Source organism: Calothrix sp. CBUCES-K 9914 (assembly GCF_059640475.1).
The window spans coordinates 1-19,506 of sequence record NZ_JBXXZH010000013.1 but is presented as its reverse complement, the minus strand read 5'-3'; the positions used below and the strand labels follow the sequence as shown (position 1 = coordinate 19,506).

Genomic DNA, 19,506 nt, shown 5'->3' with positions numbered 1-19,506 from the left:
GGCGCCTTTAAAAATGGAGAAATAGAATATACAACAATCTGGTAAAGTATTCTTAAGTGTAATTCAGGATTAAAGCCAGAGGTTTACGATGAAAGTTATTCATGGCACTTGGATACCTGATGCTTCTACTGATTTTGTTCAGCGGGGTGGTTTTTATCTGTGGGTGGAAACTCCTATACAGTCCGAATATAACAATAAAACAAAAACAAAAATTCACCCTGGTCATCTTGGCAAAGAAGAATTAGAAACTTTTTTGATACAGGAGTTGGGAATTAAAGACCCTGTATCATCTATAAAAGAACGTATTTCTCCAAAGTATTTTAATTTACCTACTGCTGATATACCGTTACCTTCTCCAGAGTTGAGTAAGTATTTAGAAGGGGAGATGCTTGAATATGAGGGTTTTGAGTGTTGGCAGGTAGAATGTTATAACGCTGTTACTACTGTTAAAACTGCTTCTTCTGACGCTGTTAATATTGTAAAGCTACTCTCGGAAATACATTTTTTAGCTTTGTATAATCCCTCAGAGATACAGTTTGGTTCTGATTTGTTATTCTGGTATCACTATACTCAAGCTTTTAAACAGGTTATTCTTAAAGACCAGTATATTCCAGCTTTGAAGTATAGAACTATCGAAGATGTTAAAACTAAGACAAAAAATAAGCAGGTACGTCAGACTAATTCCTTTGAAATATATGCTGGTTGGGAAATTATTTCGGAACAGTACGAAAATATTGTGAAAAAGTATACTGATTATATGCCGCTTTTAACTGTTGCAGGCGCCTATAATCGTAGTGACTCTACAGAATTTTTTGACCGTGAATCTCTATTGCGCCATTTCAGCGAGTATTTAATTCATGATATAGTTACGCATACTCCCCTAACTGCGGCATTCGATAAGCAAGTTGAAAATACGCTTGTTTATTACTGTCTTTACCCTGACCGACATAATCGCCTTTCGACGAATGAAAGTTTGGAAGAGTACGAGCAGTGGTTGACGTGGAAGCAAAAAATTACTCGCACTCAAAATAATTTGCCGTTTCATCTTTGTTTTCAGTTACATTCGGCTCAACCTGATACAATTGATGATTGGCGTATTCAGTTTTTGGTCGCTGATAAAAAAGACCCTTCTGCAAAGCTTCCTCTGTCTGAATATTGGTTAACAAGTCGTAAACCAACTGCCTATCAAAAGTTCGGTCAAGATTTTGAGGCTAATTTACTATTGAGTTTAGGATATGCCGCGCGCATGTATCCTAAATTATGGCAGGGTATGGAAACCGAGCAACCCCAAGAATTACGATTGAGTTTGGATGAAGCGTTTGATTTTCTTTCTGAAAGTGCATGGGTGTTGGAAGATGCTGGTTTCAAGGTGATTGTCCCTGCTTGGTATACTCCGAGTGGGCGCCGACGTGCTAAAATTCGTCTCAAGGCTTCGGGTAAAGGAAAGTCAGCAAGCAAAGTACAGGATAAAGGTTACTTTAGTCTCGACTCGATAGTGCAGTATGAGTACCAGCTGGCAATTGGAAATGAAGAAGTTTCTTCTCAAGAATGGGAACAGCTTGTTAGTGCTAAAACTCCTCTGGTTTACTTTCGTGGACAATGGATGGAGTTAGAACGCGATAAAATGCAGCAGTTTCTAGAGTTTTGGCAGTCTCACGGTGATGAGAAACCAGAAATGTCAATGCTTGAGTTTTTACAGCGTAGTGCAGAAGCTGATGACTCCTTTGAAGTTGAACACGATGAGTTTTTATCGTCGATGATGCTAAAACTGCATGATAAAAGTAAATTTGAGCCAATTTCTGATTTATCGCAGCTTCGAGGTACTTTACGGGAATATCAGAAACGGGGTGTTTCTTGGTTGAGTTATTTGGAACAGTTGGGGTTAAATGGTTGTTTAGCAGATGATATGGGACTTGGGAAGTCTATACAGGTAATTGCTCGACTGGTGCAGGAACGAGATAATAATATAGATAGTAAACAAAAAAGCTTGGCGCCAACGTTATTAATTGCTCCTACCTCGGTTGTTGGAAACTGGCAACGAGAAATAGACAAGTTTGCACCGCATCTAAAAGCGATGGTTCATCATGGCAGTACCCGATATCAAGATGAAACATTCAAGCAGATGTGTTTGGAACACGATGTTGTTATTACCTCGTTTACTCTCGCGCGTAAGGATGAGAAACTGTTGAGTGGTGTTGAGTGGCAACGGTTGGTTCTGGATGAAGCGCAAAATATCAAAAATCCCAAAGCTGCACAAACTAAAGCTATTCTGAAACTGCGTGCGAAACATCGATTAGCATTGACGGGTACACCTGTTGAAAATAGGTTACTAGATTTATGGTCAATTTTTAATTTTCTGAACCCAGGTTATTTGGGTAAAGAAGCACAGTTTCGGAAATCGTTTGAAATTCCAATTCAAAAAGACAATAGTCAGATTAAATCTACAACGCTTAAAAAATTAGTGGAACCCCTGATTTTGCGAAGAGTTAAGACTGATACATCTATTATTAATGATTTGCCTGATAAAGTCGAGCAGAAACTTTTTATTAATTTGACTAAAGAGCAAGCATCGCTGTATGAAGCTGTTGTTAAAGATGTTGAGGAGAAGATTCAACGCACTGAAGGTATCGAACGTAAAGGGTTGATACTTGCAACGTTGATGAAGTTGAAACAAGTTTGTAACCACCCAGCACAATTTTTACAGGATGGTAGCGAGTTTTTACCTGAACGTTCCCATAAACTAACTCGTTTGGCTGAAATGGTTGAAGAAGCTGTTTTAGATGGTGGAAGTTTATTGATATTTAGTCAGTTTACTAATATTTGTGAAGCTATTGAAAAACATATCAAGCATGTGCTTCATTGTAACACTTATTATTTACACGGCGGAACTGGGCGCCAGCGTCGAGAGAAAATGATTGCTGAGTTTCAAAACCCTGAGACGGAACCTTCGGTTTTTGTTCTTTCGCTAAAAGCTGGTGGTGTGGGTATTACTTTGACGAAAGCTAATCATGTGTTTCATTTTGATCGTTGGTGGAACCCTGCTGTGGAAGACCAAGCTACTGACCGCGCGTTTCGTATTGGTCAGAAAAAGAATGTTTTTGTTCATAAGTTTGTTGCTATTGGTACTTTGGAAGAGAAGATTGATTTGATGATTGAGGATAAGAAGAAGTTGTCTGCTTCTGTTGTTGGTAGTGATGAGTCTTGGTTGACGGAACTGGATAATGATGCTTTTAAGCAGTTGATTGCTTTGAATAAAAGTGCAATATTGGAGTAACGAACCGCAAAGTACGCAAAGGAAGAGAAGGAAGAGAAGGAAGAGAAGGAGTAATTATGAGTAAGTTTAGTAGAAGTTGGTGGGGTACACGTTTTATTGAGGCGTTGGAGTCTTTTACTGATTCTGGTAGACTACAGCGTGGACGTTCTTATGCTAATGGTGGTAAGGTTAAGAGTTTTGAGATTAATGGGAATGTGATTACAGCTAAGGTTCGAGGTTCGATAAATCATTATTTTGGTGTTTACAAGGAACCTACTTATAATATTTCTATTGAGTTGGCGCCTATTGCTAAACTGAAATGGAAGCTTGTTGTAGATAAGTTATCATCGAAGGCAAGTACTATTTCTCGACTTATGTTAAATGAGGTTCCAGAAAATATTGAGGATACTTTTTGTGAATTAGGATTGAATTTGTTGCCTCATAGCAGCAAAGATTTTAAAACCAGATGTTCTTGTCCAGATTCTAGCAACCCTTGTAAGCATATTGCTGGAGTGTATTATTTAGTTGCTTCGCAATTAGACGAAAACCCTTTTCTGTTATTTGAACTACGAGGAATTTCTAAAAGCGAACTTCAACAAAAGTTGTCGCAATCTTCTTTAGGTAAGGTTCTTTCTAAAGAACTCGATGCGAAACAAGTTTCTATTGAACCTTCTGACTCTTTTTTTACAAAACCATTAAAAACATCTGTTACTGAGGCACTTAGCGTGCGAGAGTTTTGGTTAGGAACTAAGCGATTACCGCAGACTATTGATGTTCCAAGTAAAAGTAGTGTATCAGCAATCGTTGTTAAAAAGCAAGGCGATTTTCCACCTTTTTGGGATAAAGATAATTCTTTTATTGAAGCTATGGAAGAATTGTATGAACGTGTTAAGATGAAAAACCAGAATCTACTTTGAGTTCACTACCAATAAATCCACCATACTCCATCTACGCAAACCCCATGACCTTGAAGAGTGACTCGCGCGTCGCTTTCTTGTACTGTGCTAGTTGGTGCAATTTGGTGCATTGTATGTCCAGAATGCATTACTATTTCTCCAATTTTGTAAGGATGATAGTTTTGATTGCGAAATCGAGGAATTAAATCCCAATCGAGTTGGTTATCTTGTCGAATGTCTTGATACTCTATATAATTAATATCGCAAAGATTTAAACCTCCACCGCTAGCTGGTAGCTCAATTGGTAGGGTAAAAGATAAACTTTGGCTAAAGTCAATATTTTCTGGATTATCCCAAGTTAAATATTGATACTGTAAATCAAAGTGCATTGAAGCTACAGGTAAAGTGGGAATAGCACCAGATAACCAAATATGAAATCCTGGGTATGCTGCATCTTCTCGATATTTAACTTCGGCGCCGAGTGTATTTTCAAGGTATTCTTTGACTAAATTGTAGATCCAACCGAAATGTTGACGTAAGATAGGATTATAGCGAGTAGCTTTTTGAACATAAGTATCTTGAGTGTCTTTAAATTCACCACAGTCTAAATAGCTAGCAGCTCCCAAGGTTGCAAATATATTATCGGTACTACCACGCACTAACCAATGCTCTCGTAGAGATGTAATATCTGAATATATACTCTCACACTGTTGTCCGGTAATTAATTTGTTGGGATTTGATAGGGAAGTTGTTGGTATTAATTTGGCTTTTGGAGAGAGATAATCTATTAGTAAATCGCTAATTTGACCTTCGCAACGGCGGTCATAACCATCATAACCTGGCATGGGGTTAGCTTCTAAACACCAATATTCACCTTCGGGAGTGAGTTTAAAGTCCCAACCAGCAAAAACCAAGCCAAAAGCTTTTGTTGCTTTAATAATTTTTGTTGCTAAATCTGAAGGAATTTCATGATTAGGAAAATGTTCGGCTAATTGATAATCGAGTCTATAATCAACTGTAGGACATTGAATTAGTTCCGCTTGATAATTATCGCCCACTACATGAACTCGCACGTCATTCCCAAGGATAAATTTTTGTAGGTGAACGGGTCCTTGAGTGGGATGGAAGTTGCTAAATTCCTCTTGTTTGACGATGCGACTATTCGCGCGTATTCCGGAAATTGGTTTGACTATTGCTTGTTGCGAACTTACAAATTCTGCTAATTTTATTGGATTGGAGCTAGTTATGCTCGGAGCTACCTTGAGTCCGTAATATTGCAATGATAATTCATGTAGAGGCTTGCTGCTATTATCACCGCGACAGTTAGGACGATTAATAACTTTTCCGGGAATTTGTTCTAACCAAGCTGTTAGAGCTACAACTAAACCCTGCCATCGGTGGGCAAGCACTATATCTGACTGTACAGGAGCGAGGTTGATGATTCGGCAATAGTATCCTGCTTTTGGGTCAAGGTGGTAGGTAGTGGTAGGGGTTTTAATCCAACTATTACCATCTACAGGTAATTGTATCGACCAATCCCCCTCAGTAATCACTTCGCGTAAATTAATTACTTCTAGCTCAAGTCCTTTACTAGCAGCTAGTTTAACGAAATAACAAAAAGTGCGGTCACTATCTAGACCTATTACATAGATTTTTGGCATAGTACCTCGTATAAACTATTTGCAAGTTCTGACCAGACTAATTCGACTTGTTCCCAAGTGGGGAAACTTTCTACCCTTGCTATGGCTGCTTTCTCTAAATTTGGCTCAATACTCCAAATCACCACACCAAAATTTAAATCTAACTTTCGCAATAGACTAATACTGCGGTCTTCTAAATGTAAATGTTCTAAAGGTACTTGAGTCGAACGCCAAGCTTTGTTTGCCAAAACAACAACAATCTCATAATCGGCGCCTGATAAAGTTGAACGATAACGATAGGGACCACTTCCGGAAAGAACTTCACCAGCTACAGCACTTTCATAAGTTCCTAAATCTTGAACGTACCATTGTTGTTCGGGTATAGACAAAAAAGATTGCTTTTGATGACAAGTAAATATCTCTTGGGTATCGGGAGTTAAATCAGCACGAACTTGAGTCAACACACTAGAATTTGCAATTTGTCCCCACATATTGCGAGGTGTAGGACGATTCAACATCGGCGCCTGACAAGCAGTTGCTACAGCCCAAAGAGTTGATAGAGCTTCCTCGTACTGAAAAGTGTCATCGAAGTTTTTCCGCATTAAAGGCGGGGAAACAGTACGAATAATCATCGGTAAATCGGGACTAACGCTGACTTTTCCGTTGATTATTTCTAAGGTGAATAATTGAGATGCTGATAAAACATCTAAAATGGCTACACTTTTATTCAAAGCAGTAAAATAATCAACGATAGATTGCGCTAATTTATCATCCGCTTCACCAACAATTAATAAGTCCATCCCTGCCTCTTTTATGTCTTTATGTCAATTTGTTTTAAAACATTCTCTTAGAAAATTGGTTGTTTACTCTTCAACAGTTTACCAGGAAGCTGATTGCGGATATTTCCTCTAATAACTGGATTAATCCTTTCATCTCCAGGTCTATAAATACCTCCACAGTTACCGCTTTCACAAGATTCTTTACCATCTTTTGATTCTTTTTTCTTGTCGTCGCTGGCTTCTTTGCCAGTACCACCATCTTGTCCATTAATTTTTATAGGTTTAACTTGCTGTAGTCCTCCTAATGAATCGTAACGCTGATTTATATCTATGAATGGAGCATTATGCTTCATGACTTGAGTAGGTACTTCTGCTTTTACAGAATTGACTGTAGTCACTAAAACTGCTGGAATAGTTAGCCCCAAAAGGAAAAGAAATTGACCTTTAAAGTGAGACAATTGAATTTTCATGATATTTATTTCTCGATTGTGTTGATAATAAAGGTTTGGAGCCTATATCTTGGCATCAACCCTTATTGCTTTCTAAACGTAGATATGTCTGACGAGGATGGTTTATGCAGTCTCACTAAAATTTTTTGAATTTCATTTATAATACGAAGGTTCGGTTTATTCGGTTTACCGTACAAAAAATACATGTGGCGCCTGATGAACACTTGGCTAAGGGACTTCCAAGAATTTAATTCTCCATGTTGTGGAATGGGCATCCTTGCCCGTTCCAACTGTAGGCGGGCGGGACGCGCACCCCACAAGAAATTTTTGGGTATTTTTTTATTTGGAAGTCCCTAAAAAAAATAACTACTTCGTTGTATTTACTCCGGCTCAAAGAAACCTACCGGAGCGCTAGGCAAAGGGGATTTGGCTTGCGCTTCAGTGGGTTTTGGTAGGAACCTGTAAAACTAGCAAACTCCTACTTAAACGTCTCCTATATATATACGGCTTTACATGATGAGTTTATACAATAATTTATATCTGTCTTGGGACAGATGCTGGTAAAATGAACTTTATTCTCCGATTTATCCTGATATGTCCAAAGTGACTATGGATACGTAGATGGTAGATGCACCCTGATTCAATATAACCCTAATCGTTTAACGGTTGGGGTTTTTTTATTTTTGCTCATGAGTGATTCGCGATTTATCCTGATGTAGTTAATACCTTTGCGAATACAACATACATAGATGCACCCTGATTAACCTCTGATCCCCAGTCACTTGTTGACTGGGGTTTTATTTTGGGTAGATTTTTTGTGCAATAATCAAGAATTTGTTAAATCACAAGCATGGATTATTGCTGATGGTGAGGTGGAGTGAATTGCAAAGGCGCCAACTGCTGCTCAAATTCCTGAGAGTCGAGTGTTGTGCAAGTGATACACTGCACGAGTTAAGGAAAGGTTAAAACCAGTGTACGTTTAGTGCCTTACTATTTACGGGTTTTGTTTTAAACCCAGTAGCATAATGGTATGTTTGCTCCCGAAGTCGCTCTACCAAACAATGTGTAATAATTTATCTACCTATAAATGAACAATATTTAAAGTATGCCAGTTGGTATTAATAAAAAGAAAGATGAACAACAATTACATACTCCGAAGCTTTGGCTATTATTAGTTGGTGTTAATCAATACGAAGATGAAGAGTTGCCTAGTTTGCGTTATTCAGCTTTGGACTGCCAAGGGTTGAGTGAAGCGCTAACTGTCGCAATGCTACATCCAAACAAGGAAGTAATCAAATATAATGATTTTGCAGACAAGCCAATTATCGGCGCCGTTAGTACTAGTTTAAAGCAAATCACAGAGCAAGCACGCTTTGAAGATACTATATTATTTTATTTTTCTGGACACGGTATATTAGACCCAACAACACAACGGTGTTTTTTATGTTTGCGCGATACTCAAAAAAATGACTTGATAAATACATCTCTCCCACTACAAGAATTATTACAGATGTTAGGTCAATCTGCCGCGCGCCAGCAGTTAATATGGTTGGATGCTTGCCATAGTGGAGGTATGACACTACGAGGTACAGAACAATTAGTACAAGTGTTACAAGGCGCCGCTGCCACAAGTAAAGGTTTTTATGCTTTATTATCGTGTGATATAAATCAGCAATCTTGGGAGTTTCCCGAATTGGGACATGGTGTGTTTACATATTACCTGATGCGAGGGTTACGTGGTGAAGCAGCATTTCAAGGTGTGATTACAGCAGATGAACTTTATAGATATGTTTATCACCAAACACTACAATATATAGATAAGACGAATCAACAATTACGGTTAATTAATCAACAGCGACGGTCTAAAGGAGATTCTAACTTACAACGCGAGTATCCTCTGCAAACACCAAAGCGCATTGTGGAAGGTGTGGGAGATGTAATTTTAGGTAATGCAGGTAATAGTGAGTTGGTGTTTCCGAGGGTTGCACTTGTTATCGAAGGAACGACTAATAGCAATACATTATCTTTGAGTAAAGCGTTGCGTGGTATATGTGGGTTTGAGTTGGAGTATTTACCACGTTCTGGAAAAATTACCACTAAAAGTATTCGTGACAATATTCAAAATTGTTTACGCTTATCCACACAATCACAAGAACTTACAACTGCACTATTATATTTACGCGGACGTTTACAAGAAACCCCAACAGGAGATTTCGCTTTATCTCTTTCTGATGATGTTTGGTTAAGTCGTGATTGGCTACGGTTACAACTGCGAAACTCAATCGTATCCCAATTAGTTCTTATCTTAGATTGTGTTGCAACCGAAAATATACATGCAACACTTCTACAACAATGGATTGAAGATTTACAAGTAAGTACCGATAAAGGTTTATGTATTATTGCCGCAGTTAATAATGAATCTGCTCCCGAAACGTTTGTAACTGCCCTTATTAATACTTTACAATCTGCTCGTCCATCTGTTGGTTTATCTGCTGCTGGTTGGATATCACAATTACAAGTTTACCTTGCAGGCGCCTTACCGTTACACATTTGGCTTTCGGGTACACGTGGTGTTATCGAAATCATACCATCTACCACAGGCGCCCCAACTAAACCAACAAATATCGATTTAAATATTTGTCCATATTTAGGTTTACGAGCATTTACAGAAGACGACGCTCAGTACTTTTACGGTAGAGAATCTTTAATTCAGAATCTCATATATCACATTACAACACAGTCATTCCTGGCAGTTGTTGGTGCTTCCGGTAGCGGCAAATCTTCTGTAGTACAAGCTGGACTCATTACACAATTACGACTTGGTAAACAATTACCTGGTAGCGAAAAGTGGCTGATTAAAAGTATACGTCCCGGCGCCCGTCCTTTAGAAGTACTTGCACATCTGGGTGATAATGCAAATGTTTTGGAAGGTTTACTTTATCAAGGAGTAGAAGGGTTTGTTTACTGGTTGCGAAGCTGTCCAGCAATAGTTGTATTAATAGTAGACCAGTTTGAAGAATTATTTACCTTAACACCCGATGCAGATAGAGAAAGATTTTTGGAATTGGTGTTAGGCACCTTACGATATACCAGTGATAAGTTTAAACTAATCATAACATTGCGCGTCGATTTTATGGCGCCAGCTTTAGAAATTTCTACACTCGCACAGCTATTACAATCTTCTAGTGTTTTAGTTCCACCACATTTAAACAATAATGATTATCGTCGTGTGATTATAAAACCAGCAGAACAAGTTGGTTTAAAAATAGAAACTGGGTTAGTGGAAGTATTACTGCAAGAATTAAACCATTCTGCCAGTGACCTACCTTTATTAGAATTTGTTCTAGAACAGTTATGGGAAAAACGTGTTAATGGAGAATTAACGTTAGCGGTATATCAACAGCACCTAGGAGGAATTGCAGGCGCCTTGGAAAAAAGAGCGCAAACAGTTTATGATAATTTGGATAATGCAGCCAAAGACTGCGCGCGTTGGATATTTCTCTCACTCACAAAATTGGGAGAAGGAACAGAAGACACTCGGCGCCGTGTGTTAAAGTCAGATTTAGCAGTAAAGAAGTATTCTCCCGCTTTAGTCGAACGAACTTTGCAAGCATTAACAGCAGCAAAGTTAATTGTAATGAACGTTGAAGAAGAATTTTCTGTAGAAACCTCTCCCCCAACCCCTCTCCTACAAGGAGAGGGGAGTGCAGTTGTTCCCCCTTCCCTAACAGGGAAGGGGGTTAGGGGGTTAGGTGTTCAACAAAACGTAGAAAGTCAAGTAACCATCGAAGTTGCCCATGAAATATTAATTCGTCATTGGTCAACGTTACGGTGGTGGTTAGAAGAAAACCGTAATAGACTACGGTTACAGCGACAAATTGAACAAGCTGCACACTTGTGGAAACACAACAACCAGCAAACAGAGTTTTTATTGCAGGGTGTACGTTTAGCTGAGGCAGAGGAGATTTATATTAAGTACACTTCGGAATTATCATTCGATGTACAAACATTTATTGCCGCTTGTTTAGATGACAGAAGGCGCCTACAATTAGAACAAAAGAAACGTTTACGCCAAACTCAAGCAGCATTGGCTGTTATTAGTATATTGGGAGTTGCGGCAACAGGATTTGGTGGGTTTGCTTATTTTCAACGTACTGCAGCACAAACACGTGAAGTCACCGCATTAAATGCATCATCAGAAGCACTATTAAATTCTCATTCGCAATTAGAAGCTTTATTAGCAAGTATCAAAGCTAGTAAACAACTTAAACAAGTAGTAACTTTTTTGGGGGCGCCAAGTCAAGATATTCAACTTGCTACAGCAGCTACTATGCAACAAGCTTTATCACTCACACATGAAATTAACCGTTTGCAAGCACACACCGATAAAGTAAACGCGGTTAGTTTTAGTGCTGATAATCTACTTATAGCTTCTGCTAGTGATGATAATACAGTGAAAATATGGCGCCGCAATGGGGATTTAGTAAACACTTTCAAAAACCATCGAGATAGAGTTACATCTGTAGTATTCAGTCCTGATGGTAAATATATCGCTTCTGGTGGCGCCGATAAAACTATCCAACTGAATTCAATAGACGGTAAAATTACAAAAACCTTTACAGGTCATAATGACTTTGTAACCAGTTTAGCTTTGAGTCCAGATAGTAAAACAAAAACATTAGTATCAGCCAGTCGTGATCAAACGATTAGAATTTGGAATATAGATGGTAGCTCTAAAATAATTAATGCTCATGACGGTTGGGTAAATACTGTAGCAGTCAGTCCCAATGGTAAATATATAGTATCTGGTGGTGAAGATAATTTAATTAAGCTTTGGCAAGTAGCAGATGGGAAGTTAGTTCAAACCTTGACTGGACACAAAGATAGAATTAACCATGTCATATTTAGTCATGATGGGAAAAATATTGCTTCAGCTAGTGATGACTCGACAATAAAAATATGGAGTCTCAACGCTGAAGAGATACAAACCTTTACAACTCAAGCAAACAGTATTTCTTTTAGCCATGATAATCAAACTTTAGTCTCAGCTAGTGACGATGGTTCAATCAAGCTATGGCTGTTGAGTGGTAAACTAATGGCGATGTATCAAGGACATAAAGCACAAATTACAGATATTACCGTCAGTCAAGATGGGATTATTGCCACTAGTAGCGACGATAAAACAGTGCGACTATGGAATTTAGCCAAGCCTAACACTCAGAATAATACTATATATAGTGTTGCTTTTAATCCTGATGGAAAAACCTTTGCGACAGGTGGTTGGGACGGCGCCGTCAATTTATATAATAATAATCAAGAATTGATATCCACTTTCAAAGCGCATCAAAATATTATTTCTGCCATCGCCTATAGCCATGATACACAAAAATATTGGTTGGCAACAGCAAGCGCAGATAAAAGTGTGAAATTGTGGAATTTTAAAACTCGACAATTAATCCAAACCCTATCTGGACACCGTGAGAGAGTAACATCGGTAGCGTTTAGTGGTGATGATAAAATTATAGCGACAGTAGGCACCGACAAAACAGTAAAATTATGGCGTGTCAAAGATGGGAAACTACTGCACACACTGACAGGACATAGCGACGAAGTAACCAGTGTTGCTATTAGTACACAGGGACTGATAGCATCAGGTAGTAATGATAATAAAATCAAAATATGGCGCCTGGATGGTAAATTGATAAAAACACTTGCAGGACATGGAAGTGCAATATCATCATTAGTGTTTACACCAGATGGGAAAATTCTTGCTTCAGCCAGTTGGGATAATACGATTAAACTCTGGCACAATAACGGTGAACTTATCACGACTTTAACAGGACATAATGATGGAGTCACAAGTTTAAGCTTTGGTAATGATAATCAAATTCTTGCATCTGGCAGTGCAGATAATACAATTAAACTATGGAATATTGATGATAAAACTTTAATCAAAACACTTTCAGGATATCCGAGTCAAATCAACACTATCAGCTTTAGCCCAAATAATAAAGCATTAATAACAGGGAGTGATGCGGGAGTAACACTGTGGAACTTAAATATAGATAAATTAATCAAACAAAGTTGCGCGCGTGTAAGTGATTATTTATCTAATAACCGTTATGTCAACTCTACGGATAAAAAAAATTGTTTGCAGTAATAAAATCCTTGTAGAGACGCTCCGGTTCCTCGCGTCTCTACATTGTCGGAAATTATTAATTAAAATAAAGGTACATTCAAGCCTACATTTATACCTAAAGAAAAATTATTCAAGTCTATTGAACTTGCAGAAGACGAGCCAAATAGGTAAGATGCTGTACTACCTATAAATAAGTCTTGATTGATGTTATATATTAAATCTAGACCGATTTGATGTTGAGTATCAAACCTTTCTTGCTGAGTATAATCTTTGAATGTTAATTTATAATCAACTGCTCCTTGTAGCTTGGGAGTGATATCATAACTTAAACGTGCGCCTAACGAGTTAGCAATACGATTTTGTTCTTTTGGTTCAGCAAAGCTCGCACGTAAGTCGTAAAAAGTATCGAGTTTGAGTTGTGAAGCAAGTTGGTCTTGTCGTCCAATAGTCAGACGAACTGCATCATCAAGCAGAATTCGTGAACCACTATTATTATGTAGTCTGTCTTGCACCCAACCTATTTGACCGTACATTCCCGGCACCAGTCTTTGTTGCACTCCAGCATTAAAGCTGAGATAATTATAGTTAAATTCGTCTTTTGTGGCAAAATTTGTTAATCCTCCAGTAATGGATGTAATTAAGCGAGTATTTTCACCAAGTTTAGGTGTGGCAAGTAACGTTGCACTGTTTGTAAATACTGTGTCGCTACGTTGAAGAAAGTCAACAGCGGTAATGTTAGAACTAGTAAATGTTCCAGAACGTAATAATAATTGTACATCAGGCTGGCGCCTTTGTGGTGGTTGTTTTACAGGACTAGGTTTAATAATACGAATTTCACCCAATTCATCTTCTACTTCTTTTGGGTCTAAAGGTTGGTTTGAAGGATTATTTACAAAATTATCGCTGGCATTGGGAACTGCAATAGCCTGATTTATATCCGACATCGTTAATGCAAGCAAGGAACCAATAGTAATCGAATAAGCATGTATATTTTTCATATCTTTGCATTTATATAAAAACTATTAAGGTTTAGTTTGTAGTAATAGAATCTGTCCTTGTAAAGGTTGCTATTGTGGTTGTGGTTGTGGTTGCTGTGGTGGTTGTGGTTGTGGTGGTCTTTGAGGAACCACAACATCACGTCTATCTTCAAATGTGCTAATTACATCATCTCCAGTATTTATACAATTAGTTGATAAAGTACTGGCGCCACTTCTTCCGTTTAAACTACACAATCCTTCAATCCAACGTTGTTGTGCTTGCAATGCAGCAAGTGTATCTTTTCTTGCTAATCTAAAAATTTCTTGAACGCGCGGAGATTCTTGTAATAGTAAATTTTCTTGTCCTGGCCCTAAACCTGCTGCTAATTTACTTGTGGCATAAAAACGGTTTAAATCAAATGTTTTAACTCCACCTAACACACCATTTTTGATATCAACGGTCTCTCCACCATTTAATATGACAAATTGAGTACCCGTTATATCATAAACTTTAATCGGAGCGGCGCCTAAATTAGAAATAAGAGCCAATTTAGTAGTACTGTCATAACTGATAGCAAAAGCACCACTTTCTTTTTTCAAAAATAAAGGTTGTGTATCTTCTTGTGCTGGTAAAGACGCAATAACACTTTCTACTTTCCCACCACCTGGTAATTCAACTGTTGTACCCGCACTACCTGGAGGAGTAACTGCAACAACTGTACCATTTTGCAATTCAAAAATAGTTTCTGCAACAACTTGACCATTTTTGAGTTGCATACGTCGTAAACCTGGTTTAAATCTAAAAGTTGCGTTTGAACCAACACGTAAAAAAGAACCCTCGTTGAATAATAACTCCGCGCGTGAACGTGCTAAAGTTTGCAGCGCATCCAAAGGTTTTAAGACATCAGCTTGTCTTGCTGGACGAGGATTTTGATTAGTTAACAATAACTGGACAGCATTTAATAGCTTGTACACAGACGCATTTGTCAACTCTGGGTTTTGCTGTGCTTGTGCCGGTATTAACCACGATACAACCAGAGTAATTGTAAAAAGCCATTTTTGAGTTACCAACCAAATTTCTCTCTTCATCTATCCACACCTCACTCGTGCCAGATTTATTATTTCATTTGAGACACAGGAAAACCCGGAAATAAATAATTACATGTATATTTACTGAACTTCAAAAAACCCACTTCGCTAGCCAAGAGGGTGTTGGCTAGCGCTTTGGATTTTGGTAGAAACCCATACTCGTTAAAACGTCTCCTGTATATATACGAGCGGCACTCCAAATTTATGCAATAATTTTTGTCTAACTTGGCGCCAATCACCTGTTATTTATCCTCCCCAATTTACGTGTAGCCTTGCCGCTTCTTCGTTAAGTATCGACAAGTATAAATTAAATAGTGACATGAACCACTACTGGTCTATGTCAATAGTTTTGGTTAGTTGCGGGTGCTTAGATTCCCGACTTCTTGAAGAAGTCGGGAATCTGAACTCCCCAAAATTAATGACACGAACCACTAGTGGTCTGTGTCATTAGTTTTGGTGTGTAGGGTGCGTCAAAACCAGACATATAAGCTTCTTCAATAAAAGCTTGCGTTAAGCTAATCAAATCTCTTAAAACACCGCCTGAAAATTTAATAAGTAAATCAATTGCTGCATGTTCAATAAAATTACTTTTGGAGCGATTTTTTAAAATTTTTCTAAAAAAATAATCAGATTCTTGGTCATTTTCTATATCAAAGCAAGGCTGATGATAAAAGTAGTTGAACTCATTCTTTATGGAAGTACTATAGTCCCCGTATAGAGATACTAAAGGTCCGACTACAACAACACCTATGTTAGCGTTAGACAGATTTATTACATCTGATGCAATAATTTCTGCAAAAATTTGTGAATCATTAAGTCTATCTAGTCCATCAAAGAGTAAAACAATATGACCACAAACTTTTTTTGCAGTTGCAACTACTTTAGAGACAGCATTAACTAAATTACTTATATTAGAGTTTGATTTTGGTGGAATCACCCCCTGATGCTCTATTCTTTCAAACTGCATACTTGAAACAGTCGGTAAAGTATCTTTTCTAACTATTGTTGTATAACCGTATGCTATGTTACGAATTGTTTGGATGCTATGGTTTATATCCTCATCAGCGTTATTGTATGCTAATTTAGATATTTCTAAGCCAGCAATTGCAGTTAAGGCGCCTGCTGAAATTTTATAAATATCAGTATATAAACTTACATCAATATAAATAGGATAAATATCCTCGATTTGTTTAATATTTTGAGCAGCGAATAATAATTGAGTTGTTTTTCCTGAGCCAAGCCCACCGATTAATAAATGCGATGATGTTGGACGTAAAGCTACACGTGCAGTTATTGTTTCTGCTAATAATTTAAGCGGCGCCTGTACATAATAGCCATTCTCGATTGCTTGTTGAGGATTTGCTGCTCCCTCAAAAGCTGCCATTCTCTCTCTAAATAGGTGTAGGCGATTTGACATAAAATGAGAGCGCGATTGTATAAACTCTACTCTAAAATTAGCATACCTGAACGTAGGTTGGGTGGAGGCTTTGCGTAACCCAACATAAGTAAGAAGATTTGTTAAGTTCCGTTTGACAGGCGAGACGCCTATCCTACGAGGTACGTAATGGTGAATGCTCATTTAAAGAAAAACTAAGAAAAGCGCGTTAGTTCCTGTCAAGTTGAATAAACTCGGAAAGTGTAGCTGTGTAAACTTAGCAGGGGTTAGCTGTAAATGGCAAGCAAGAATAAGGCTTTACAAAAACATACCGGGTTTGGCGCCAGAAGTTTAACGCCTGAACTGCGTAAGGCTGAAACTTTTATTACGCAGGGTAAGTGGTTAGAAGCACGTTATATTTTAGATGGGCTATCACATGATTATCCTAAAAATCGCGATGTTTTATTAAATTTGATTAATGCTTGCTATGAGGTTCAGGATATTGCTGGTTATACGCGCGCGTGTGAAATGTTATTAGCTGTACAACCAAATCATGCTGATATTACTTATAGTTTAGCTGGTGGATATTTATTAACACAGCATCCTTTACTCGCACTGCAAGCGTTTCGTGATGCTATGAGTAAATTTCCAAACCATGAACGATACAAAGATGCTAGTGAAAAAGTTACAGAGTTAGAAGTTGTTACAAAAAAATTAGTTTCTGATATTGGTTTGGATGGAGAAGAAGGATTACCAATTGCTATATTACATGAACGCGGGCGCCTATATTTACAGCAGTGTAATTATGTAAAAGCGCGTCAAGTTGAAGAAGCTGTATTACAAGCGCATCCTAATTTCGTATCGGCTTATAATAATCTCAGTTTGATTGATTTTGTTGAAGGGAATTTAGATGCAGCGATTAGTACTTGCCAAAAAGTTCTCGATATCCAACCTGATAATATACATGCGCTAGCAAATTTAACCCGGTTTCTTTGTCTCAACGGTGAGTTTGAAGAAGCACAACGAGTTGCCGAACGTCTCAAAGCTTCACATGCATCAGCTTGGGATGCTTGGACTAAAAAAGTTGAGGCACTTTCTTATTTGGGTGATGATGAAGCAGTATTACATATATATGATGAAGTTCAGTCACAGGATAGTAAAACCAACAGTAGCGGTTTATTTTACCACCTTGTTGCTGTAGCAATGGCGCGACAAGGCAGGATAGATGAAGCGCGCGACTTGTGGAAAAAAGCCCAAGATTATTTAACAGGCGCCCATTTGGTACGGGAAAATTTAGAAGACCTCAAAAACTCTGTTGCACAACGTCATGCACCTTGGGCATTTAGTTTTGGACAATGGGTAACACAAAAAACACTTGATGAACTTAAAGTAATTACAGGTGCCAATCCTAAGCCGTCATACAATGAGCAAAAATCTAAAGTAATCCAAAAATACTTTGCTGAACATCCTAATTTTACCAAGCTAATACCTGCACTTCTTGACCGAGGTGACAAAGACGTGCGCGAACTAGCTTATAGTTTGGCTTTATTAGCTAAAACTCCTGAAAGTTTTGCTGCATTACGCGACTTTGCTTTAAGTCAACGTGGACCAGATGACATGCGTTACCATGCAGCAACTAAATTATCTCAAGCTGGTTTATTGTCATCTCCTATCCGGATGTGGTTACAAGGTAAATGGCAAGATATCAGTCTACTTAACTACGAGTTTCATCGCGAACCAATATTCCTACATTCAACAGAAGTTCATACTATGTTAACACATGCGTACTGGTTGATGAAGACACCATCACCAGAGTCATTAGAAGAAGCAGAAACAATTCTTAAGCAAGCTTTGGAAATTACAAACTCTCCTACCTTACTTAATAATCTTGCTCTTTGTTATGAACATCAAGGACGTAAAGAGGAAGGTCAACAACTGTTACATGAAATTACAGAACAGTTTCCAGATTATGTGTTAGCGAAAGTTGGTATTGCCCGCGCGCATATAGTAAATGGTGAATATGATGAAGCGTCGTCCATACTAACTCCATTAATGCAGCGCAAACGTTTTCATTATGAAGAGTTTTCTGCGTTCAGTAATGCTTATATTGAATTACTGATAGCAAAAAAACAACGCGATGGCGCCCGCGCGTGGTTGAAAATGTGGGAAGGTATCGACCCGGAACATTTAGATGTATTACGGTGGAAGGATAAATTAGAAGGTGCTTTTATGCGGTTGCGTAATAATGATTGGTAGGTATATTGGCAACGGATGTAACAGATGTAACGGATGGTTGATTTTAAACAGTAGGGTGCGTGACACTACCATTACTCCGCTTCGTTGTTAAAAATTGGTGGTGTCACGCACCAAAATTTTTTTTGTAACTAAGAACAGAATTTCCTTCTGTGTCTTTCTTTTGAAATAGAAATTCTATAAAAATTATTCTTGCTAATAAATCATGAATTGTTGTATAATCAGTAAGTCCAGCTTCATAAAGCTGGCACCGAACCTCTTTTAGATTACTCAACAGCATTTGGTCAGCAGAACTACTCTTTTTAAAGCGCGCGTTGTTCTTCTCAAAAAACTCACCAGATACTAATTCTATCCACTGCAATGCATTCGCAGCTTGTGTACTTAAGGAAACATCTTTCAATGCAATATCTTAGTACTAAGTTAAATATCTACTTTTAAGTTTCTGTGTCGCTTGCTTCCGGAAGGTGCCAACCTTAACTTGACACTAATGGCAAGGACAGCCATCCCACAAGAATTATATTTATTTTCGTACTTTATCTAACTCCAAAGCGCTGTATTTTGATTCTTTTCCGAAATCGGCGCCAGTACGCTGTACCCGGATTTCTCACAAACGAGAAAAAATCATTGATTTGAATAAAATTGAGGATGATTTAATT

General features: G+C 38.0%; 11 protein-coding genes. 4 read left to right on the top strand and 7 right to left on the bottom strand.

The window, feature by feature from the left end:
- The first annotated feature begins 88 nt into the window (after positions 1–88).
- Both AC2JBO_RS04695 and AC2JBO_RS04690 read left to right on the top strand, forming a co-directional pair.
- The gene (locus AC2JBO_RS04695) at positions 89–3,274 is read left to right on the top strand and encodes a DEAD/DEAH box helicase (RefSeq protein WP_496952469.1); all 3,186 of its coding nucleotides are present in this window, start codon (positions 89–91) and stop codon (positions 3,272–3,274) included.
- A 56-nt stretch (positions 3,275–3,330) separates the two neighbouring features.
- Positions 3,331–4,170: an SWIM zinc finger family protein gene (locus AC2JBO_RS04690; protein WP_496952468.1), complete on the top strand. Its 840-nt coding sequence runs from the start codon at positions 3,331–3,333 to the stop codon at positions 4,168–4,170.
- A gap of 5 nt (positions 4,171–4,175) precedes the next feature.
- Here AC2JBO_RS04690 and AC2JBO_RS04685 read toward each other — a convergent pair whose 3' ends face one another.
- The 3 genes from AC2JBO_RS04685 to AC2JBO_RS04675 are packed head-to-tail and all read right to left on the bottom strand — an operon-like array spanning position 4,176 to position 7,038.
- The gene (locus AC2JBO_RS04685) at positions 4,176–5,810 is read right to left on the bottom strand and encodes an ATP-grasp domain-containing protein (RefSeq protein WP_496952467.1); all 1,635 of its coding nucleotides are present in this window, start codon (positions 5,808–5,810) and stop codon (positions 4,176–4,178) included.
- Complete coding sequence (locus AC2JBO_RS04680; RefSeq protein WP_496952466.1) at positions 5,792–6,589, bottom strand: hypothetical protein; 798 nt, start codon at positions 6,587–6,589, stop codon at positions 5,792–5,794. The genes AC2JBO_RS04685 and AC2JBO_RS04680 overlap by 19 nt, the downstream gene beginning before the upstream one ends.
- A gap of 47 nt (positions 6,590–6,636) precedes the next feature.
- Entirely contained in the window at positions 6,637–7,038 is a 402-nt protein-coding gene (locus AC2JBO_RS04675; protein ID WP_496952465.1) for a hypothetical protein, read from the bottom strand.
- A gap of 1,084 nt (positions 7,039–8,122) precedes the next feature.
- Between AC2JBO_RS04675 and AC2JBO_RS04670 the strand changes: the two genes are divergently transcribed.
- Positions 8,123–13,177, top strand: coding sequence for an nSTAND1 domain-containing NTPase (locus tag AC2JBO_RS04670; protein WP_496952464.1), 5,055 nt, complete (start codon positions 8,123–8,125; stop codon positions 13,175–13,177).
- A 59-nt stretch (positions 13,178–13,236) separates the two neighbouring features.
- Here the strand turns inward: AC2JBO_RS04670 and AC2JBO_RS04665 are convergent, their stop codons facing one another.
- The 3 genes from AC2JBO_RS04665 to AC2JBO_RS04655 form a co-directional block, all read right to left on the bottom strand.
- On the bottom strand, positions 13,237–14,154 hold the full coding sequence (locus tag AC2JBO_RS04665; RefSeq protein ID WP_496952463.1) for an outer membrane beta-barrel protein: 918 nt from the start codon (positions 14,152–14,154) through the stop codon (positions 13,237–13,239).
- Between the two features lie 69 nt (positions 14,155–14,223).
- Entirely contained in the window at positions 14,224–15,222 is a 999-nt protein-coding gene (locus tag AC2JBO_RS04660) for a FecR family protein (RefSeq protein ID WP_496952462.1), read from the bottom strand.
- Positions 15,223–15,637: 415 nt separating this feature from the next.
- Positions 15,638–16,606: a hypothetical protein gene (locus AC2JBO_RS04655; RefSeq protein ID WP_496952461.1), complete on the bottom strand. Its 969-nt coding sequence runs from the start codon at positions 16,604–16,606 to the stop codon at positions 15,638–15,640.
- Between the two features lie 288 nt (positions 16,607–16,894).
- On the opposite strand from AC2JBO_RS04655, the gene AC2JBO_RS04650 reads away from it, so the two are divergent.
- Positions 16,895–18,853 carry a tetratricopeptide repeat protein gene (locus AC2JBO_RS04650; protein ID WP_496952460.1) on the top strand — a complete coding sequence of 653 codons (1,959 nt, stop codon included), beginning with the start codon at positions 16,895–16,897 and terminating at the stop codon, positions 18,851–18,853.
- A 103-nt stretch (positions 18,854–18,956) separates the two neighbouring features.
- On the opposite strand, the gene AC2JBO_RS04645 is transcribed toward AC2JBO_RS04650, so the two are convergent.
- Positions 18,957–19,250: a hypothetical protein gene (locus AC2JBO_RS04645; RefSeq protein WP_496952459.1), complete on the bottom strand. Its 294-nt coding sequence runs from the start codon at positions 19,248–19,250 to the stop codon at positions 18,957–18,959.
- Positions 19,251–19,506: the final 256 nt, after the last annotated feature.

Excerpts from the sequence above, each read along its gene's own strand:
- AC2JBO_RS04675 (WP_496952465.1), bottom strand. The coding sequence starts at position 7,038 with ATGAAAATTCAATTGTCTCACTTTAAAGGTCAATTTCTTTTCCTTTTG.
- AC2JBO_RS04680 (WP_496952466.1), bottom strand. The coding sequence starts at position 6,589 with ATGGACTTATTAATTGTTGGTGAAGCGGATGATAAATTAGCGCAATCT.
- AC2JBO_RS04690 (WP_496952468.1), top strand. The coding sequence starts at position 3,331 with ATGAGTAAGTTTAGTAGAAGTTGGTGGGGTACACGTTTTATTGAGGCG.
- AC2JBO_RS04685 (WP_496952467.1), bottom strand. The coding sequence starts at position 5,810 with ATGCCAAAAATCTATGTAATAGGTCTAGATAGTGACCGCACTTTTTGT.
- AC2JBO_RS04650 (WP_496952460.1), top strand. The coding sequence starts at position 16,895 with ATGGCAAGCAAGAATAAGGCTTTACAAAAACATACCGGGTTTGGCGCC.
- AC2JBO_RS04670 (WP_496952464.1), top strand. The coding sequence starts at position 8,123 with ATGCCAGTTGGTATTAATAAAAAGAAAGATGAACAACAATTACATACT.
- AC2JBO_RS04660 (WP_496952462.1), bottom strand. The coding sequence starts at position 15,222 with ATGAAGAGAGAAATTTGGTTGGTAACTCAAAAATGGCTTTTTACAATT.
- AC2JBO_RS04665 (WP_496952463.1), bottom strand. The coding sequence starts at position 14,154 with ATGAAAAATATACATGCTTATTCGATTACTATTGGTTCCTTGCTTGCA.
- AC2JBO_RS04695 (WP_496952469.1), top strand. The coding sequence starts at position 89 with ATGAAAGTTATTCATGGCACTTGGATACCTGATGCTTCTACTGATTTT.
- AC2JBO_RS04655 (WP_496952461.1), bottom strand. The coding sequence starts at position 16,606 with ATGGCAGCTTTTGAGGGAGCAGCAAATCCTCAACAAGCAATCGAGAAT.